We start from the raw sequence: 15,945 nt of genomic DNA, 5'->3' as shown, positions 1-15,945 counted from the left end.
AGATTGTGAGAATTTTGTAACACTTCTTGACCAACCTCCGAGATAACATGTGTAACGTGAATCGAGGCGTCGGCGGGTGCTTCTAGTGGCCGCCCGGCTTTTCGCCGGTATTAGTTTCGACGTTATTAGTAGAGGAGGTATAGCGTGCCGCCAGGGAAATCCCCCCGGCTACCGGCTGTGAGATGGACCGGCTTCGTGGCCCTGACCGGCGTGCTCGCCGGACTGCTCCTAATGCTGGCCGCGGAGCCGGCCTCCGCCCACGTCAAGTGGTTCTTCCAGAGCGACTCCGCGGGCTCTTTGAGGTGGGATCTCTTCTTCCGGCCGGTGCCGCTGTTGTTCGTGGGCGGGGTGTTGCTGGCGACGCTGGCCGCAGTCATCCTGTGGAGGAGGCGGGGCCAGAGCTTCGTCCCCGGTCCCGAGGCGCTCGGGGCCACGGACGAGCGCCGGAGCCTGCTCTACGGGCTGGTGCCCCTGATCCTGGGCATACACGTCGCCGTGCCCCTGCTGGTAAACGGGGTGCAGGGGACGTTGTTCTCCCCGGACAACGCCTTGCCCGGGATCTGGGGCAACTTCCTCGGGCTCGCGGAGGCCGGGGTCGCACTGTCCCTGTTCTACGGCGGTCTTACCCGCCCGGCGGCGATCGTCCTGGCCGGGCTGTGGACGGGCGGGGTGTTCCTGATCGGTCTGGAGCCGATGCTCGAGAACGTGATGTTCCTCGGTTTCGCGGCTTTCTTCTTTTTCGTAGGGCGTGGCCCGCTATCCATAGACCGGCTGCTCTTTCCGCGCCTAGAGCCGTCCGCCGCCCTGGCGCGCCACGCCATACCGGCGGTCAGAGTAGGGGTCGGGTTGAGCTTTGTGGTCGTGGCCTTCACGGAGAAGTTCGCGAACCTGCCGCTGGCCACCGGGTTCCTGGAGGAGTCCGGGCTGAACTTTACGCCGTACCTCGGCGTGCCGCTCTCAGACGCGACGTTCGCAATGTTCGCGGGCTCGGTGGAGCTAGTGGTCGGGCTGTGGCTCGTGCTCGGAGTGTTCGTGCGCGAGATCGTGATTATCGCGTGGTTCCCGACGAACCTCACGCTCACCCTGTTCCAGTGGGAAGAGCTGATCGGGCACCTCCCGATCTACGGCGCGATGGCGGTGCTCCTCGTCTGGGGTACGGGCCCCGGCAACATTTCCCTCTGGCTCAAGGGCGTTAGAGAGCGGCTGATCCCCCTGAAGCCCGGAACATCCGAGCACCGTTCTCCGGCGGATCAGCCAGAGGTCGTACACTAGCGTCCGCTAGACAAGGAGGGAAAAGCATTATCGGGGAGATAGGTTTCGGGGATTTCGAGAAGGTGGACATCCGGGTCGGGCGCATCCTGGAGGCGGAGCCCTTTCCCGAGGCCCGTAAACCGGCCATAAAGCTGCGAGTAGACCTCGGCCCTGAGCTGGGCTACAAGAGGACCAGCGCCCAGATCACGGCAAACTACTCTCCCGGCGAGCTACCCGGCAAGCTCGTACTCGCGGTCGTGAACTTCCCGCCCAAGCGGATAGCAGGCTTCGAGAGCGAGATCCTCGTCCTCGGCGTGCCGGATGAGTCCGGCGGGGTGGTCCTGATCTCCCCCGATACGGACGTACCGCCCGGCGGCAGGATGCACTGAGCCCCAGTCGCTCCCGGGTATCGAGCCGGGTCTCTCTGGTAACTGGCCCGGCTATCAGATTTGTGCTTCTGTACTTCTATATACCTTCTTTCTCCTCTTGCTGCGTTTGTAGAGCTCTTTCGTCGGCGGCCTCGATCCTACGGCTCACTACCTCACGAACCGCCCCGGGCTCGTACGCTATCCAGCGGTTCTCCAGCACCTGCGTCTGCCGGAACTTCGGCCCCGTCAGGGAGGTGGGAACGGCCACGACGGCCATCCCGGCGGCGAGCGCCGCCTGTACACCGGCCACGGAGTCCTCCACCACCAGAAACTCCTCCGGCGGCACGCCCATCTCGCGCGAGACCATGAGGTCTATCTCCGGGTCCGGCTTACCCTTGCTCACATCGTCCACGGTGGCCACGTAGTCGAGCTCTCCGTCCAGCCCCAGCACCTCCAGCACGCGCTCCACCTGATAGCGGTGCGACATCGTGGCCAGGCAGACCGGGTAACCCTTGCGCCGGAGCCCGCGCAGCAGGTCTATGTTGTGCTGATACCGCTGCTCCAGGAGAAGCTCGGGGTCCTCCAGCAACTCTTCGTACACCCGCAGCCGCAGCCGGACGTAGGCCTCCCACGGCTCCTCTTCGGAGCTTTCGACCTCCTCGGCGCGCTCTCTCGCCGCGTCTTCGAGGCCGAAGCTCTGCATCAGGGACTCGGCCACCTCGCCGCGTGAGAGGCCCACCAGGTCCCTGAAAGCCTCCAGAACCTCGGACTCCTTCACAGCATCCGGCCGGAGCTCGACGGCGGCCCGGGCGTAGGAGAGCGCCTTTAGCTCCTCGGTCTCCAGCAGGGTGCCGTCCAGGTCGAAGAGGATGGCCGAGATCACACCGGTCTCCCCTCCCCGGTTCGTCTCCCGGGCGCGCAAGCCAGCATCCGGCTACCTTTGCTCTGTAACCCCACCGCACGGCCTCCTATCGTGCGCTCCTCTGCTCTAGGCGGCCTTCGGATAACGCTTCCACCGATACCGCTTCCAGACTCCTTACCACCAAATCAGCCCCCTCCTGCTCCAGTAGCTCCTCATCCTCCGCCCGCGCCAGCCCNGGGCTGGCGCGGGCGGAGGATGAGGAGCTACTGGAGCAGGAGGGGGCTGATTTGGTGGTAAGGAGTCTGGAAGCGGTATCGGTGGAAGCGTTATCCGAAGGCCGCCTAGAGCAGAGGAGCGCACGATGATCCCGGCTGCAGACGCATCCCTGGGCGGATACCAGGACCAAATCGCGGGCGTCCTCGAGAAGCTGCGCGACGAGCGGGTCGTGGAGCGTATGTGGGAGGGCGACCACACCGTGTGGGGCCCCGAGCCCGAGGAGATAGCGGACCGTCTGGGCTGGCTCGAGAGCCCGAGCGTAATGCGGGATCATCTGGATGAGATCTCGGCGCTAGTCGAGTCCGTACGCTCCGAAGGCTACACGCAGGCCGTGCTCCTCGGTATGGGCGGGTCGAGCCTGGCACCCGAAGTTTTCCGCAGGGTGTTCGGCGTGGCGGACGGTTATCTGGAGCTCTCTATTCTGGACAGCACCGACCCCGAGGCCGTGCTCGAATGCGCCGAGGGTCTAGATCCCGGGCGCACCCTGTTCATCGTCTCCACGAAGTCCGGCGGCACGGTCGAGACGTTCTCGTTCTTCAAGTACTTCTACAATCTGCTCTCCGAGAAGCTGGGCGAGGACCGGACCCCGGAGCACTTCGTCGCCATCACCGACCCGGACAGCGGACTCCAGGATACCGCCGAGAAGTACGGCTTCCGGGCGACGTTCCTCAACGACCCGAACATCGGCGGGCGCTACTCTGCCCTCTCGCACTTCGGGCTCGTCCCGGCGGCGCTTATCGGGGTGGACCTCTCGCGTCTGCTCGACGGGGCCTCGGAGATGGCGCGGGCCTGCGCCGGAGAGGGAGAGCCTGGCGAGAACCCCGGCGCCTGGCTCGGCGTCGTGATTGCGACGCTCGCGAACGCGGGCCGCGACAAGCTCACCCTCACGGCAGAGCCCGACTTCGAGCCCATGGGGGTCTGGATCGAGCAGCTCATAGCCGAAAGCACCGGCAAGGATGGTAAGGGCATACTCCCCGTGGAGGGCGAGCCCCTGGGCGAGCCCGGCTCCTACGGCAACGACCGGCTCTTCACGTACACAGGCGAGGAGTCTAGCTCCTCCGACTCGGTGGCGGCCCGGGTAGAGAGGCTCGCACAGGCGGGCCAGCCGCTCGTGCGGATCGGGGCTCGGGAGCCCTACCAGATTGGCGGTGAGATGTTCCGGTGGATGGTCGCGGTCGCCGTGGCCGGGCGCCTGATCGGCATCAACCCCTTCGACCAGCCGAACGTCGAGTCCGCCAAGGCCCAGGCCCGCAAGATGGTCTCCGAGTATCAGGAGAGCGGGGAGCTGCCCGAGCCCGAGCCCACGGTCGAAGGCTCTGGCCTCGCCGCCTATGCGCCGGAGAGCGCCGCGAGCCCGGAGGAGGCCCTGCAAAGCTTTCTTGAGCGCGCCCGGTCCGGGGACTACATCATGTTGCAGGCCTATCTGCCGCCCTCGGAAGGGACCACCGACACCCTGCAAGACCTGCGCGCCCGGCTCAGGGACCGCCTCGGCATCGCGACCAACATGGGCTACGGGCCCCGCTTCCTGCACTCTACCGGCCAGCTACACAAGGGCGATGGCGGTAACGGCCTCTTCCTGCAGCTAACGGCCGATCATCCCCGCGACGCCGACATACCGGATGAGGCCGGCAGCCCGGAGGCCTCGTTGACCTTCGGGGTGCTCATAGAAGCGCAGGCACTCGGCGACCGTCAAGCCCTGCTGGACGCTAATAGACGCGTGATGCGTCTCCACATGAGCGACGGCGTGGAAAAGACCCTAGATCGGCTAGCGCGAGGGATCTGAGCCGGTAGAGCTGATAGAGGTTCCACACGGGCCCCGAGCGCGTGTAGGTAGAGCCCGGAGCCCGCAAGTGTTGACCGGTCAGGCGGCTTTGGGGAAGGGAGACCGGGCAGAAAGAAAGAGAGGCGAGTGGCCCCACTGAGGCGGTGGTGTATAGAGGGAGCCAGGGGAGAGTGATCAGATAACCCGTGTGAGACTCGTGTAACTGGCAAGCTCTGTAAGAGAAGATCGTTGCCGTGGGCAGGGGAAGCCAATCAGAGCCTATACTACCTCTAGCGACGCCGGAACGGAGGCGGGTAAAACCACCTCTCCGTTCCGGTGCCGGACAAGCAATTCCGGGGTATGGATGGGAGGCGTGGGGGTGATACGGACCGCCCCAGAAGCTCCCGGGAAGTAGAGAACGAGGCCGCAGGGTTGCTGGATGTGCCAACGGATACGTCCCTGCGGCGTGGGAGGAATATTATGGGGGTAGAAGGGTACGCAAGGTACGCAGATATAGACCTGAAAGGGGCCGGGTTATGAGCCGCGAGGACTCACTAAAGCACGTGGGAGACAGGAAGTTTGACCTGATCGTGATCGGGGGCGGGATCAACGGCGCGGGCATAGCCCGGGACGCCTCGATGCGCGGGCTCCGGGTACTGATGCTCGACAAGGGCGACCTCGCGAGCGGCACGACCCAGTGGGCGACGCGTCTGATCCACGGTGGTCTGCGGTATCTGGAGCATTACGAGGTGCCGCTGGTCAGGGAGTCTCTCCGGGACCGGGAGACGCTCCTCAGGATAGCGCCGCATCTGGTCAAGCCGCTGCGGTTCGCCGTCCCGGTGTACGAGCACTCCTCGCGCGGTCCGGGCATGATCCGGCTCGGCATGATCGGCTACGACGTGCTCTCCTATGACAAGTCCGTGCCGAACCACAAGATGTTCTCCAGGGATCAGGCGCTCCGGGAGTATCCCGGTTTGAACCCGGACGGCCTGAAGGCGGTCGCGACCTACTCCGACTGTCAGGTCGAGTACGCCGAGCGCGTGGCCGTGGAGAACGCGATGTCGGCGGCGCAGAACGGCGCTGAGGTCATAACCTACGCCGAGGTGAAGCGCCTGCTCTTCGAGGACGGCGGCTCCCGGGTCTGTGGCGTAGAGTTCGAGGACGTGCTGGACGGTGGCGAGGGAGCGACCGGGACGACCTACACCGCCCGCGCCGCCGTGACGGTGAACGTGGCCGGGCCGTGGGTGGACGAGGTCCTGGGCGGAGCCGGGACGGGCAACGGACAGTCCGGCGGTAGTGGGGATTCTGATCCGGGCATGATCGGGGGCACCAAGGGCTCTCACATCATCGTGGACCCGTTCCCGGGCGCGCCGAAGAACGCCGTCTACGTCGAGGCCCGCGCCGACGGGAGGCCGTACTTTATCGTGCCGTGGAACGAGCGGTATCTCATCGGTACCACCGACCGGCGCTATCATGGGGACCTCGACCACGTCGAGGCCGACCAGGACGAGATCGACTACCTCCTGGACGAGACGAACTTCGTGATCCCGGAGGCGAACCTAACCCGGGACTCGGTGCTGTTTACCTACTCGGGTGTGAGGCCGCTGCCCGCCGCGCCCCAGGGCGACGAAGGCTCCGTCTCCCGCAGCCACATCGTCTACGATCACGCCAAGAGCAAGTCCGCGGCTGGCGGGGGCATAAAGGTCTCCGGCGGCCCGAAGGCAGATGGCCTGCTTTCCATCGTCGGCGGCAAGCTCACCACCTACCGCAACCTGGGCCGCCAGACCACGGATGTGGTCTTCAAGAAGCTCGGGGTGAAGAGTTACCCGAAGAGCGCGACCGAGCGGGTGCCGCTGCCCGGCGGCCAGGCCCCGGACCTCGACGCCCTCGAGGACGAGTTCCGGGTAAACAGCGGTCTCCCCGACGTTCTGGCCCGGAGGCTCGTAAAGGTCTACGGCGCCCGCGCCTACGAGGTGCTCGCCGAGGCCGGGGATGACGAGAAGCTCAAGAAGTCGCTCACCCCGGACACGCCGTCGGTGGAGAATGCCCTCATGGGCTGCGAGGTGCTGTACGCGTTCCGCCACGAGATGGCCGAGAAGCTGGCAGACGTCCTGCTGCGGCGCACTATGGTCGCGTACGGTCCCCACGTCGCCCTGGACGTTGACGAGGCCGCCGCGCAGGTGGCGGTGGATCACCTCGGCTGGAGCGAGAACCGCGCGGAGCGGGAGGTCGCGGAGTTCCGGGAGTGGATCAAACGCTACACCCCCAAGGACTACCGGGAGCGCGAGGGCGCGGGTGCCGCGAATAGCGCCGGGTAGCGCAACACGCCGCTACCGGGCGGGAGAGGCCGTAAACTACGCCGGGCTCTTCGAACCCGGCGGTACGCCGGTCGAGATCGGGGAGCCAAAAGCCCTCTCCCACGCCCGTTCCGTAGCCGAGTTGCGCCCCGAGGTAGACGGGGAGGAGGTGAGTTCCGCATACCCTACCTCGTACGCCACCAGCCACCATCAGAGCCGGGCCGAGCGCTTCGAGGACGTCGTGACGGAAGATCCGCGCTTCGGCGCTGCCCGGTCCCCGCTGGCTGGTAGAGGACGCGCGGAGGTTGCCGGAGGGAGAGTGGATAGGGAGGAGCCTGTACACCGCTTGATGTCGTAACGCCCCTTAACATCGTCTGGGAGGAGAGCCGGTGCGAATCGTTCAGATGTCGGACATACATACGGGATCTTCGTTGTTCAGCCCCGAGCTGCTGGAGTCGGCGATACAGGAGACGAACTCCTTTGCGCCGGACCTCGTCGCGGTGGCCGGGGACCTCACCACCGAGGGGCATCGCTGGGAGTTCGAGGAGGCGAAAGGTTACCTCGACCGCCTGGAGTGCCCGAACGTGGTCGTGATCATGGGCAACCACGACGCGCAGAACGTCGGCTACCGGCACTTCGAGGACCTCTTCGGGGCTCGGGCGCGGTCCATGACCATACCCATCGAGGAAGGCGAGGCGAAGCTGGTCGCGCTGGACTCCACCAAGCCGGATCTCTCCGAGGGCGAGGTCGGACGTGAGAATTACGCGTGGCTGGATTCGGAGTTCCGGGGCTGGGACCGGGGACCGAGGATACTCGTGGTCCACCACCACATCCTCGCCGTGCCCGGCACCGGCCGCGACCGCAACAACCTGCGCGACGCGGGCGACGTGATGGCCATCCTGCGGGAGCTAAAGGTGGACATGGTCCTATCCGGCCACCGGCACGTCCCCTACGTGTGGAGCATCTCGGGCGTGCGCGTGATCCACTCCGGCACGGTCTCCAGCCTGAGGACGCGGGGCATCGTGGAGCCGTCCTACAACGTCATAGACTTCGGCTCCGAGAGTGTGCGGGTCAACCTCCGGCTGCCGGGCAGGGGAGAGGAGCCGTTCGCCCGATTCTCCCGGCAGGCTGTCACGACCAGCGAGGTCTTCCCGGAGCTCGAACGCTTCGTCCGCTACGATCTGGATCCCGTACGCGACTGATCGGCGCCGGGCACCGTTCCAGGGGAGAGGTGAGAGAGAAGGTGGGTAAGAAAATGAGCAAGAGCATGGGGGATCTACCGCACGCGCTCGCGAATCAGGGCGAGCTCGAGCAGGAGTTCTCGGGCAAGGAGCCGGCCGTTTTCCTCGACTACGACGGCACCCTGACCCCGATAGTGGACCGCCCGGAGGACGCGACCATCTCGGACGCCATGCGGGAGGCCGTCCGCGAGCTAGCCGGACGCTGCCCGGTGTGCGTGGTCAGCGGGCGCGACCGCAAGGTGGTGCAGGAGCTGATGGGTCTCGACGAGCTGATCGTGGCCGGCAGCCACGGCTTCGACATCTGGAGCCCGGAAGGGGGAAACATCCGGCTCGGCGTCGGGGAAGGATCGGAGGAGCTGCTGGAGGAGGTAAAGGCGCGGCTCGAAAGCGGCACGGAGTCTATCCAGGGCTCGCTGGTGGAGCCGAAGAAGACCTCGGTCGCGATCCACTACCGGCTCGTGTCCGAAGATGAGCGGCCAGAGATCGAGCGTCTGGTGAACGGGCTGCTCGAAGAGTATCCCGACGACCTCAAGGTGACGCCCGGCAAGATGGTGTACGAGATCCAGCCGAAGATAGACTGGGACAAGGGGAAAGCCGTCCTGTACCTGTTAGAGGCCCTGGAGCTCGACCGCGAGGACGTGGTGCCGATCTACCTCGGCGACGACGTGACCGACGAGGATGCTTTCGGGGCGCTGGCCGGTAGAGGCGTGGGGATCTTCGTCGGCCACGCCGACGATCCGGAGGTCGCCGGACGCGAGACCGCCGCCGACTACGTCCTGAACACGATGCAAGAGGTGGAGCGATTCCTGGGCACGCTCGCCCGTTGAACCGCACGTCGAGCTTTCCAGTCCCGGCTCGGAGCTCGGGGCGACGAGGAGCTTGCGCGGGCGTCCTCGTCTGCTACGGCTCAAGAGACGGCTCCTGGAGAAGGTCCGGGTAGAGGCGGCTAGAGGCGGCGGACCGGCGGTCTCCGAGATCCGCCCGGGAGATCGAGCCAGAGGCCCCCGGTTGATCCGCGGTGCGCCACTGGTCATTATTAGAGACCGGAGAGACAGACCCGGGTAGGAGGAATGTAACTGGTGAGCATGCGGCGGCTTCTGGAGAAGACCGCCAGGGGCGGGTACGTCGCTGGACGCACCGGAGACCACGGAGGTTACGCGCCCGCTGCGGAAGGACACGGCCTACCGGCCGGCTAAGGCCCTCCAAATAGAATCCCGAACAGAGCAGTTAAGAGCAGTTACCCGAATTACCACTAGGTACCAAGAGGAAGGGGAGGCCAATGAACACCTGGAAACTGGAATACGAAGGCTTCGAGCCCGAGGAGGAGCAACTGCGCGAGGCCTTGACCTCTACCGGAAACGGATACTTCTGCACCCGGGGGTCGTTCGCCTGGACGGAGTCCGACGAGAAGGTCCACTATCCGGGGACCTACGCCCACGGCGTGTACAACCGGGAGACCACGATCATGGCCGGCGTACCGGTCCTGAACGAGGACCTCGTAAACCTCCCCAACTGGCTGCTCCTGGAGCTGCGCATAGAGGGCGAGGAATCCATCAGGATGGACAGCGTCGAGCTCCTGTCCTACCGGCACGAGCTTGATCTGTACGGCGGCGTGCTCAGCCGCAACCTGCGCTTCCGCGACCGCGCCGGGAGGGAGACCTCGCTGGATACCCGGCGCTTCGTCAGCATGTCCAACCCCAACCGGGCGGGGATGGAGTGGAGGATCACGCCCGAGAACTGGTCCGGCAGCGTGCAGGTCGTCACCGCGCTCGACGGCCGGGTGCTGAACCGGGGCGTGGCGCGTTATCAGGACCTCGAAGGCCGGCACCTGGACCCGGTCTCGACCCACACCTCGAGCCCGAGCTTCGCCGATGACGCGGCGGACGTTATCGCGCTGGAGGTCCGTACCCGGCAGTCCCGCATCTACGTCGCCGAGGCCGCCCGAACGCGGGTGTACGGGGAGAACGGCCTGGACGTGGAGCGCAGCCTGTACCGCATGGAGGACTACGTCCACGAGGTGCTCGGCTTCGACCTGGAGCAGGGCAGGACCACGCGGGTTGAGAAGATGATCTCGTTCTATACTTCGCGAGACAACGCGATCAGCGAGCCGCTCTCGGACGCGATGCGTTCGATCGGGCGTTGCGGCACCTTCTCCGAGGCCCTGGAGCGTCACAAGCGTGCCCTGGCTTCGCTGTGGCAGGAGTGCGACGTGCGGCTCCCGGCGGACGAAGAGGTGCAGCGGCTCCTCAGGGTCCACATCTACCACGTCCTGAACGTGTGCTCGCCGCACACCGCGGACCTCGACGCCGGGGTGCCGGCCCGGGGGCTGAACGGTGAGGCGTACCGGGGCCACATCTTCTGGGACGAGCTGTACATCTTCCCGTTCCTGAACTTCCGGCTGCCGGAGGTGACGCGCACGTTCCTCATGTATCGTTACCGGCGGCTGAACGAGGCTCGAGCGGCTGCGAGAGAGACCGGCTACCGGGGTGCCATGTACCCGTGGCAGAGCGGGTCCAACGGCTCCGAAGAGACCCAGAGCGTACATTTGAACCCCGAGTCCGGTAAGTGGGACCCGGACCTCTCGCGCAACCAGCGCCACATCGGCGCGGACATCTTCTACAACGTCTACAAGTACTACATGGCCTCCGGAGACTTCGAGTTCCTCAAGGACTACGGCGCGGAGATGATGCTCGAGATCACGCGCTTCTGGGCCTCCATCGCCCACTACAACGCCGAGCGTGACCGGTACGAGATCCACGGCGTCATGGGACCGGACGAGTTTCACGAGAAGTATCCTGGCGCCGAAAAGGGCGGCCTGAACAACAACGCCTTCACCAACGTGATGGTCGCCTGGGTCTGCGAGACGGCGCGGGAGATCCTAGACATCCTCCCCTCCCGTAACCGCGAGGCCCTGCGTGACGCGCTCGGCATCACGGACGAGGAGCTTGCGACCTGGGACGAGATGAGCCGCAAGATGTTCGTCCCCTTCCACGAGGACCCGGAGGGCGGTGAGGTCATCAGCCAATTCGAGGGCTACGAGGACCTCGAAGAGCTGGACTGGGGATACTACCGCAACAATTACGAGAAGATACAGCGCCTCGACCGCATCCTGAAGGCCGAGGGCGACGACCCCGACCGCTACAAGCTCTCAAAGCAGGCCGACGTGCTGATGCTCTTCTACCTGTTCACCCGGGAGGAGCTGAAGGTCATCTTCGAGCGGCTCGGCTACGGCCTCGACTCGGAGACCGCCAAACGCAACGCTGACTACTACGCTGGCCGCACCAGCCACGGCTCGACCTTGAGCTTCCTCGTCCACGCCCACGTTCTGGCCGACCTCGACCTCGACGCCTCCTGGGAGATGTACCTGACGGCCCTTGGCAGCGACGTCAACGACGTACAGGGCGGGACCACCGGAGAGGCGATACACCTGGGCGTAATGGCGGGGACTCTGGATCTCCTCCAGAGTGGCTACCTGGGGTGCGAGGTGCGCGACGGTGGCCTGCACTTCGATCCGAACCCGCCGGAGAAGCTCGAAGGCTTGCACTTCCCAATACTCTTCCGTGGCATACCGGTAGACGTGTCGCTCTCTGGAGGCAAGCTCTCGGTCGCCGTCCAGGATGAGGACCGAGAGCATTCCGTAAAGGTCGGCGTCGGAGACGAGGTGCAGGAGATCCGGGCCGGCCAGAGCCACGCCTTCGGGATCGGCTCTGGAGTCGTGTAAGCTGCTCTCCGGGCCCGGAGGGTCCACCGGCGATCCGGGTAAAGGGAGTTGGCTAGAGGGGAGGGATGCGAGCGTCTCATGGCAGACACTGAAGGGCTAAAGCGCGAGGCCGCCCGTGAGGCGGTGGGACGCTACGTGGAGGACGATATGGTGCTCGGACTGGGCTCGGGGAGCACGGCCCTGTGGGTCGTGAGACGTCTCGGGGAGATCATATCCGGGGGCGGGCTTTCCGGGGCGCGGGGGATACCAACCTCCGAGACCACCGCTTCACTCGCCCGGGAGGTCGGAATACCGCTCCTCTCTCTCGCCGAGGAGCGGCCGGACATCACGATAGACGGGGTGGATGAGATCTCACCCGGACTGGACGCCGTAAAAGGCCTGGGGGGCGCGCTGCTGCGGGAGAAGATAGTGGCGGCAGCCTCCCGTGGGGGGCTCGTGGTGGTCGCGGATGACTCAAAGGCGGTAGAGGCTCTAGGTACGTGCCCCCTGCCGGTCGAGGTCGAGCCTTTCGGGTACGAGGCGACCTTCGAATCTCTAGCGGCGCTTGGCTGCGAGCCGGAGCTGCGCCTGGACGACGGGAAGAACGGAGAGACATTCGTGACCGACGGCGGACACTACACCGTGGACTGCCGGTTCTCCGCCATAGAAGATCCCGCCGCGCTGGAAGCGGAGATAAAGCGGCTGCCGGGCGCACTGGAGAACGGCCTTTTCGTCGGCATGATCCGGGCCGCCGTTATAGCCGGCGGCGGAGAGAACGGCGGCACCCGCGTAATCGAGCGTTGAACGGGTAGAGGTAAGAATAGCGACGCGAACAACGCGAATGTTGCTTAATATTACGCTATTAACATTGCTGCGAGCAGTTAAGGCGCGGCGTTGCGCCCGGCCTGTAGGATGCGGCGCAGTTGCTCTGCGGGGTCGTCGCCCTTGAATACGGCGGAGCCGGCGACGAGCACCCGCGCCCCGGCCTCGACCGCCACGGGGGCGGTCTTTTCGGTGATGCCGCCGTCCACCTGTATCGGCAGGTCGGTCATCTGCTTGAGCCTGCGGACCTTGTCGGCCATCTCCGGGATGAAATCCTGGCCGCCGAAGCCGGGGTTTACGGTCATGACGTTTATGTAGTCTATGTAGGGCAGCGCCCACTCTATGGAGGAGAGGGAGGTGGTCGGGTTCAGCGCGACCCCGGCCTCGCAGCCGCCGCGGCGGATCATGGTCAGCGTGCGGTGCAGGTGGCGCACGACCTCGGGCTGTACGGAGATGCTCGCCACCCCGGCGTCTATAAAGGCCGGTATCAGATTATCCGGGCTCTCCACCATGAGGTGGGCGTCTATAGGAAGGTCCACCGCCGAGGCGAGCGAGTCCGCGACCATCGGCCCTATCGTGAGGTTCGGGACGAAGTGGTTGTCCATCACGTCGAAGTGTACGAGCTCCGCCCCGCCTTCCCGGGTCCTGCGTACCTCTTCGGCGAGGCTCGCGAAGTCTGCGGAGAGTATCGAGGGCGCGGCCACCACCCTGCCGTCTAGCTTGCTAAAGAAAGCCAATCAGTTCCCCCGAATCCTAGCCACGAAAGTCTCCCGGATCTCTTCTAAACTTTCTAAAGGATATTGCAACCGGCTGCCCGCGTACAGTCCTCTACCGCCGACAGGCAGAGAGTCCATCCGAGGCCAGACCGCCGCGACAACCCGCAGAATCAGAGCGTCTATACACCTGTTCCCGTACTCAGCGCCAGACCCTGAGCACGCCGTCGGAGCGGCCCGCGGCGACGACCGCGCGGCCGTCCGGGCCGGTGGCGGAGGCCAGGTTCGTCGAGAGCTCGCCGCCTACCGGGACCCGCCACTCCGTCTCGGCCCCGTTCGGCGCGCCCGGCGTGCGGGTGATGCCGCCGAGCGACTCGTAGGAGGAGTCCGGCAGCAGGAGCTCCGTCTGTCCGTCGTCGTCGAGGTCACCGGCGAGCGCGGCGTCCAGGTTGCGGCTGTAGATCCTGTGCGAAGCGTAGCCCGGCACCTCGGCGGCCACGTCCACCCCTCCCTCTCCGATATCCCCGGCATCATAGAACTGCGCGACGCCGTCCATGTGGGGCGTGAGGGTGGCCGAGAGCTCGGTCCCGCCCTGTGGCCCGAAGGGCGCGGCGGCGGTCAGGTGCCGCCACCTCATGCCCTCCCCGACGAACGGCCCCGCTCCCACGAGCCTGCCTGAGGGGCGGTAGACGGAGATCCGGCTCCCGAGACCGGCCACGCTCTCGATGACCGCGAGCAGGCTCTCGCCCCCGCGCTCGAACCACAGTGGCGCCAGGCCCTCGAAGACCCCGCCGGACTCCGCCCCGAAGCTCGACGCCACCCTCGCGCCGTCCGGGGTGGGCCGTATTACCGTCAGGCTCCCGGCCTCCAGCCCGTCACCGAGCACGCCGTGTTCGTAGCGGGCCGTGGGCTGCGTGAGGACCGCAAGATCCCCGTCTGGACCCCGGACGGCGCGGGCGTCCGGTAGCGCGGCGGGCGCGCCGTGTATCCCGAGGCTCTCTCCGCCCCGCCGCACCGAAAGCGTGCCGTCCACGCCGATCACGAGCAACCCCCCGGCCTCCTCGCCGGAGATGGGGACCGGGTGCGTGAGCCCGGAGTCGCCCTCCGCCACCACGAGCTCCAGCTCTCCGCCCTGCGTTGCGAGCAGGGGCGGCGCCCCGGGCGGTAGCCTGCGGGGGCTTATCTCCGCCGGTTCGAGCCCGTCGCCGGTTAGCCTGAAGGCCTCGGCCCGGCCGTCCTCCAGGACCGCGACCCAGGCGGTGCCGCCTTCCGTCCGGACGCCCGCGACCTGGCGCGGGACGCCGCCGAGCTCCGCCTCCAGGACCTCCGAGCCTGGGAGGTCCGCCCGTCCCCCGGCGAGGCGGTTGCCGGAGGCCGAGGTGTACGTGTAGCCATACTCCGGCTGCCCGTCCCGTCCGACCGTACTCCTGGTGGTCGTACCCCCGAGGGGGGTCGTCCGGGCGGGGTGGCGTCCGGTGGCGTCTTTCCCGGTGGTCTGCGGGGGAGCCGTGGTGGTGCCGGATACTCCGGTTTCATTTTGCCCGCCCGAGCACCCGGCCGCGAGGAGAGTCAGGGTCAGTAGTAGCGCGGGTAGAAGGGTGCGCAGGAGCGCGGGCCGGGGGAGGTGGTACAGGACGAGAACCCGCTAACGGCGCGAGGGCTCGTTGTGGCCGTCTGCGTTGCGGGCGACGACGAAGAGCACGTCGGATAGGCGGTTCACGGTCCTGAGGGCCTCCGGCGCGTCCTCCGCCAGCCCCGCCGCAACCAGCCGGCGTTCGGCCCGGCGCACCACCGACCGCGAGACGTCGAGCAGGGCGCCGAGGCGGCTGCCACCGGGGATGACGAACTCGTTCGGCAGCCGGGTGCGGGACTTCCACTCGGATAGGGTACGGTCCACGAGCTCCACGTCTTCCGCGCCGACGAAGTTGTCCTCCTGGGGCATGGCGAGGTCGCCCATAACCCGGTACAGCAGGCGCTGCATCTCCAGGATCATACCGGCAAGCTCTCCGGAGGAGCCCCCGGCGGTAGACGCCTCGGCCCGGGCCGCGCCGAGCGCCGAGCTCGCCTCGTCCACGTCCCCGAGCGCCTCTATCCGGGCGTCGTGCTTGGACATCCGGCCCGCCCCGAGCAGGGTCGTCGTGCCGTCGTCGCCGCGGCCGGTCGAGACCACGGGCTCTTCGTATTCCCCCGGCTCCGCCTGTGGGTCTCTGTCCGTCATGATCTCCTCCCCGTCTCTCCGTCTTTTTCCGGGATTGATCCGGCCGGTGGACACAGGAAACTTAGCGCGGGGACCGCTCCCATGCAACCACATACCACACGTTCGACAGCGATTGGCAGCGATCGGCAGCGATTGGCAGAAGAGCGGCCTCCCGAAAAAGTCGCCGTGACCCCGAAACCCGGGAGGCGGGTTACCCACGCGTCCCCGAGTTGTATAGAATGTCGGGCTATGTCCGGGGGGATTGAGTTAGAGGTAGAGGTCCGCCGCATGGCGCCCGGCGAGACCGCCGGCGCGGCCCTGCTGCACGAGCGGGAGCTGCCGCACGAGTTCCTCACCCGTTTCGGCCCCGGCTTTTTGTCCCGCTACTACCGGGCCTTCGTGGATAGTCCCCACGCCGTGGCGCTCGTGGCGAGGGCGGGTGGTTCGGGGTCCTCC

14 protein-coding genes and 1 pseudogene are annotated in these 15,945 nt (G+C 66.4%); 11 read left to right on the top strand and 4 right to left on the bottom strand.

The window, feature by feature from the left end; translation table 11 throughout:
• The first annotated feature begins 144 nt into the window (after window positions 1–144).
• The gene (locus ABD53_RS05365; RefSeq protein ID WP_200900294.1) at window positions 145–1,272 is read left to right on the top strand and encodes a hypothetical protein; all 1,128 of its coding nucleotides are present in this window, start codon (window positions 145–147) and stop codon (window positions 1,270–1,272) included.
• Between the two features lie 29 nt (window positions 1,273–1,301).
• Window positions 1,302–1,640: a tRNA-binding protein gene (locus ABD53_RS05360; protein ID WP_047864752.1), complete on the top strand. Its 339-nt coding sequence runs from the start codon at window positions 1,302–1,304 to the stop codon at window positions 1,638–1,640.
• A gap of 76 nt (window positions 1,641–1,716) precedes the next feature.
• Here ABD53_RS05360 and ABD53_RS15745 read toward each other — a convergent pair whose 3' ends face one another.
• Window positions 1,717–2,541: an HAD family hydrolase gene (locus tag ABD53_RS15745; protein ID WP_053057718.1), complete on the bottom strand. Its 825-nt coding sequence runs from the start codon at window positions 2,539–2,541 to the stop codon at window positions 1,717–1,719.
• Window positions 2,542–2,842: 301 nt separating this feature from the next.
• On the opposite strand from ABD53_RS15745, the gene ABD53_RS05350 reads away from it, so the two are divergent.
• The 7 genes from ABD53_RS05350 to rpiA all read left to right on the top strand — a co-directional run bounded on the left by ABD53_RS05350 (window position 2,843) and on the right by rpiA (window position 12,561).
• A complete protein-coding gene (locus ABD53_RS05350) occupies window positions 2,843–4,540 on the top strand; it encodes a hypothetical protein (RefSeq protein WP_084709338.1) in 1,698 nt (565 codons plus the stop codon).
• A gap of 515 nt (window positions 4,541–5,055) precedes the next feature.
• The gene (locus tag ABD53_RS05345; protein WP_047864751.1) at window positions 5,056–6,837 is read left to right on the top strand and encodes a glycerol-3-phosphate dehydrogenase/oxidase; all 1,782 of its coding nucleotides are present in this window, start codon (window positions 5,056–5,058) and stop codon (window positions 6,835–6,837) included.
• The gene (locus tag ABD53_RS05340) at window positions 6,815–7,174 is read left to right on the top strand and encodes a hypothetical protein (RefSeq protein ID WP_047864750.1); all 360 of its coding nucleotides are present in this window, start codon (window positions 6,815–6,817) and stop codon (window positions 7,172–7,174) included. The genes ABD53_RS05345 and ABD53_RS05340 overlap by 23 nt, the downstream gene beginning before the upstream one ends.
• A 31-nt stretch (window positions 7,175–7,205) precedes the next feature.
• Window positions 7,206–8,018: a metallophosphoesterase family protein gene (locus ABD53_RS05335; protein WP_152670605.1), complete on the top strand. Its 813-nt coding sequence runs from the start codon at window positions 7,206–7,208 to the stop codon at window positions 8,016–8,018.
• A 29-nt stretch (window positions 8,019–8,047) separates the two neighbouring features.
• On the top strand, window positions 8,048–8,884 hold the full coding sequence (gene otsB / locus ABD53_RS05330) for a trehalose-phosphatase (protein WP_200900293.1): 837 nt from the start codon (window positions 8,048–8,050) through the stop codon (window positions 8,882–8,884).
• A gap of 452 nt (window positions 8,885–9,336) precedes the next feature.
• Complete coding sequence (locus tag ABD53_RS05325; RefSeq protein ID WP_047864749.1) at window positions 9,337–11,778, top strand: glycoside hydrolase family 65 protein; 2,442 nt, start codon at window positions 9,337–9,339, stop codon at window positions 11,776–11,778.
• Window positions 11,779–11,856: 78 nt separating this feature from the next.
• Window positions 11,857–12,561 (top strand): ribose-5-phosphate isomerase RpiA, encoded by a 705-nt coding sequence (gene rpiA / locus ABD53_RS05320; protein WP_047864748.1) that lies wholly within the window; start codon window positions 11,857–11,859, stop codon window positions 12,559–12,561.
• Between the two features lie 77 nt (window positions 12,562–12,638).
• Here rpiA and rpe read toward each other — a convergent pair whose 3' ends face one another.
• On the bottom strand, window positions 12,639–13,316 hold the full coding sequence (rpe, locus tag ABD53_RS05315) for a ribulose-phosphate 3-epimerase (RefSeq protein WP_084709337.1): 678 nt from the start codon (window positions 13,314–13,316) through the stop codon (window positions 12,639–12,641).
• A 178-nt stretch (window positions 13,317–13,494) separates the two neighbouring features.
• The gene (locus ABD53_RS15740; protein ID WP_053057716.1) at window positions 13,495–14,403 is read right to left on the bottom strand and encodes a hypothetical protein; all 909 of its coding nucleotides are present in this window, start codon (window positions 14,401–14,403) and stop codon (window positions 13,495–13,497) included.
• Between ABD53_RS15740 and ABD53_RS16830 the strand changes: the two genes are divergently transcribed.
• Window positions 14,378–14,683: a hypothetical protein gene (locus ABD53_RS16830; RefSeq protein ID WP_152670604.1), complete on the top strand. Its 306-nt coding sequence runs from the start codon at window positions 14,378–14,380 to the stop codon at window positions 14,681–14,683. The genes ABD53_RS15740 and ABD53_RS16830 overlap by 26 nt on opposite strands.
• A 254-nt stretch (window positions 14,684–14,937) precedes the next feature.
• Here ABD53_RS16830 and ABD53_RS05305 read toward each other — a convergent pair whose 3' ends face one another.
• Window positions 14,938–15,510, bottom strand: a complete 573-nt coding sequence (locus tag ABD53_RS05305; RefSeq protein WP_047864913.1) for a cob(I)yrinic acid a,c-diamide adenosyltransferase — start codon at window positions 15,508–15,510, stop codon at window positions 14,938–14,940.
• A 228-nt stretch (window positions 15,511–15,738) separates the two neighbouring features.
• Between ABD53_RS05305 and ABD53_RS16825 the strand changes: the two are divergent.
• Window positions 15,739–15,945 (top strand): annotated as a pseudogene (locus tag ABD53_RS16825) (hypothetical protein); the annotation flags it as partial.

Source organism: Rubrobacter aplysinae (genome assembly GCF_001029505.1).
GTDB classification, from domain to species: Bacteria; Actinomycetota; Rubrobacteria; order Rubrobacterales; family Rubrobacteraceae; genus Rubrobacter_A; species Rubrobacter_A aplysinae.
Note: the sequence above shows the minus strand (reverse complement) of the source record. Positions and strands in the feature narration are given on the sequence as shown.

Bases quoted from the DNA above. Each gene is read 5' to 3' on its own strand.
- ABD53_RS05350 (WP_084709338.1), top strand. From the start codon at position 2,843: ATGATCCCGGCTGCAGACGCATCCCTGGGCGGATACCAGGACCAAATC.
- ABD53_RS05345 (WP_047864751.1), top strand. From the start codon at position 5,056: ATGAGCCGCGAGGACTCACTAAAGCACGTGGGAGACAGGAAGTTTGAC.
- ABD53_RS05325 (WP_047864749.1), top strand. From the start codon at position 9,337: ATGAACACCTGGAAACTGGAATACGAAGGCTTCGAGCCCGAGGAGGAG.
- rpiA (WP_047864748.1), top strand. From the start codon at position 11,857: ATGGCAGACACTGAAGGGCTAAAGCGCGAGGCCGCCCGTGAGGCGGTG.
- ABD53_RS05305 (WP_047864913.1), bottom strand. From the start codon at position 15,510: ATGACGGACAGAGACCCACAGGCGGAGCCGGGGGAATACGAAGAGCCC.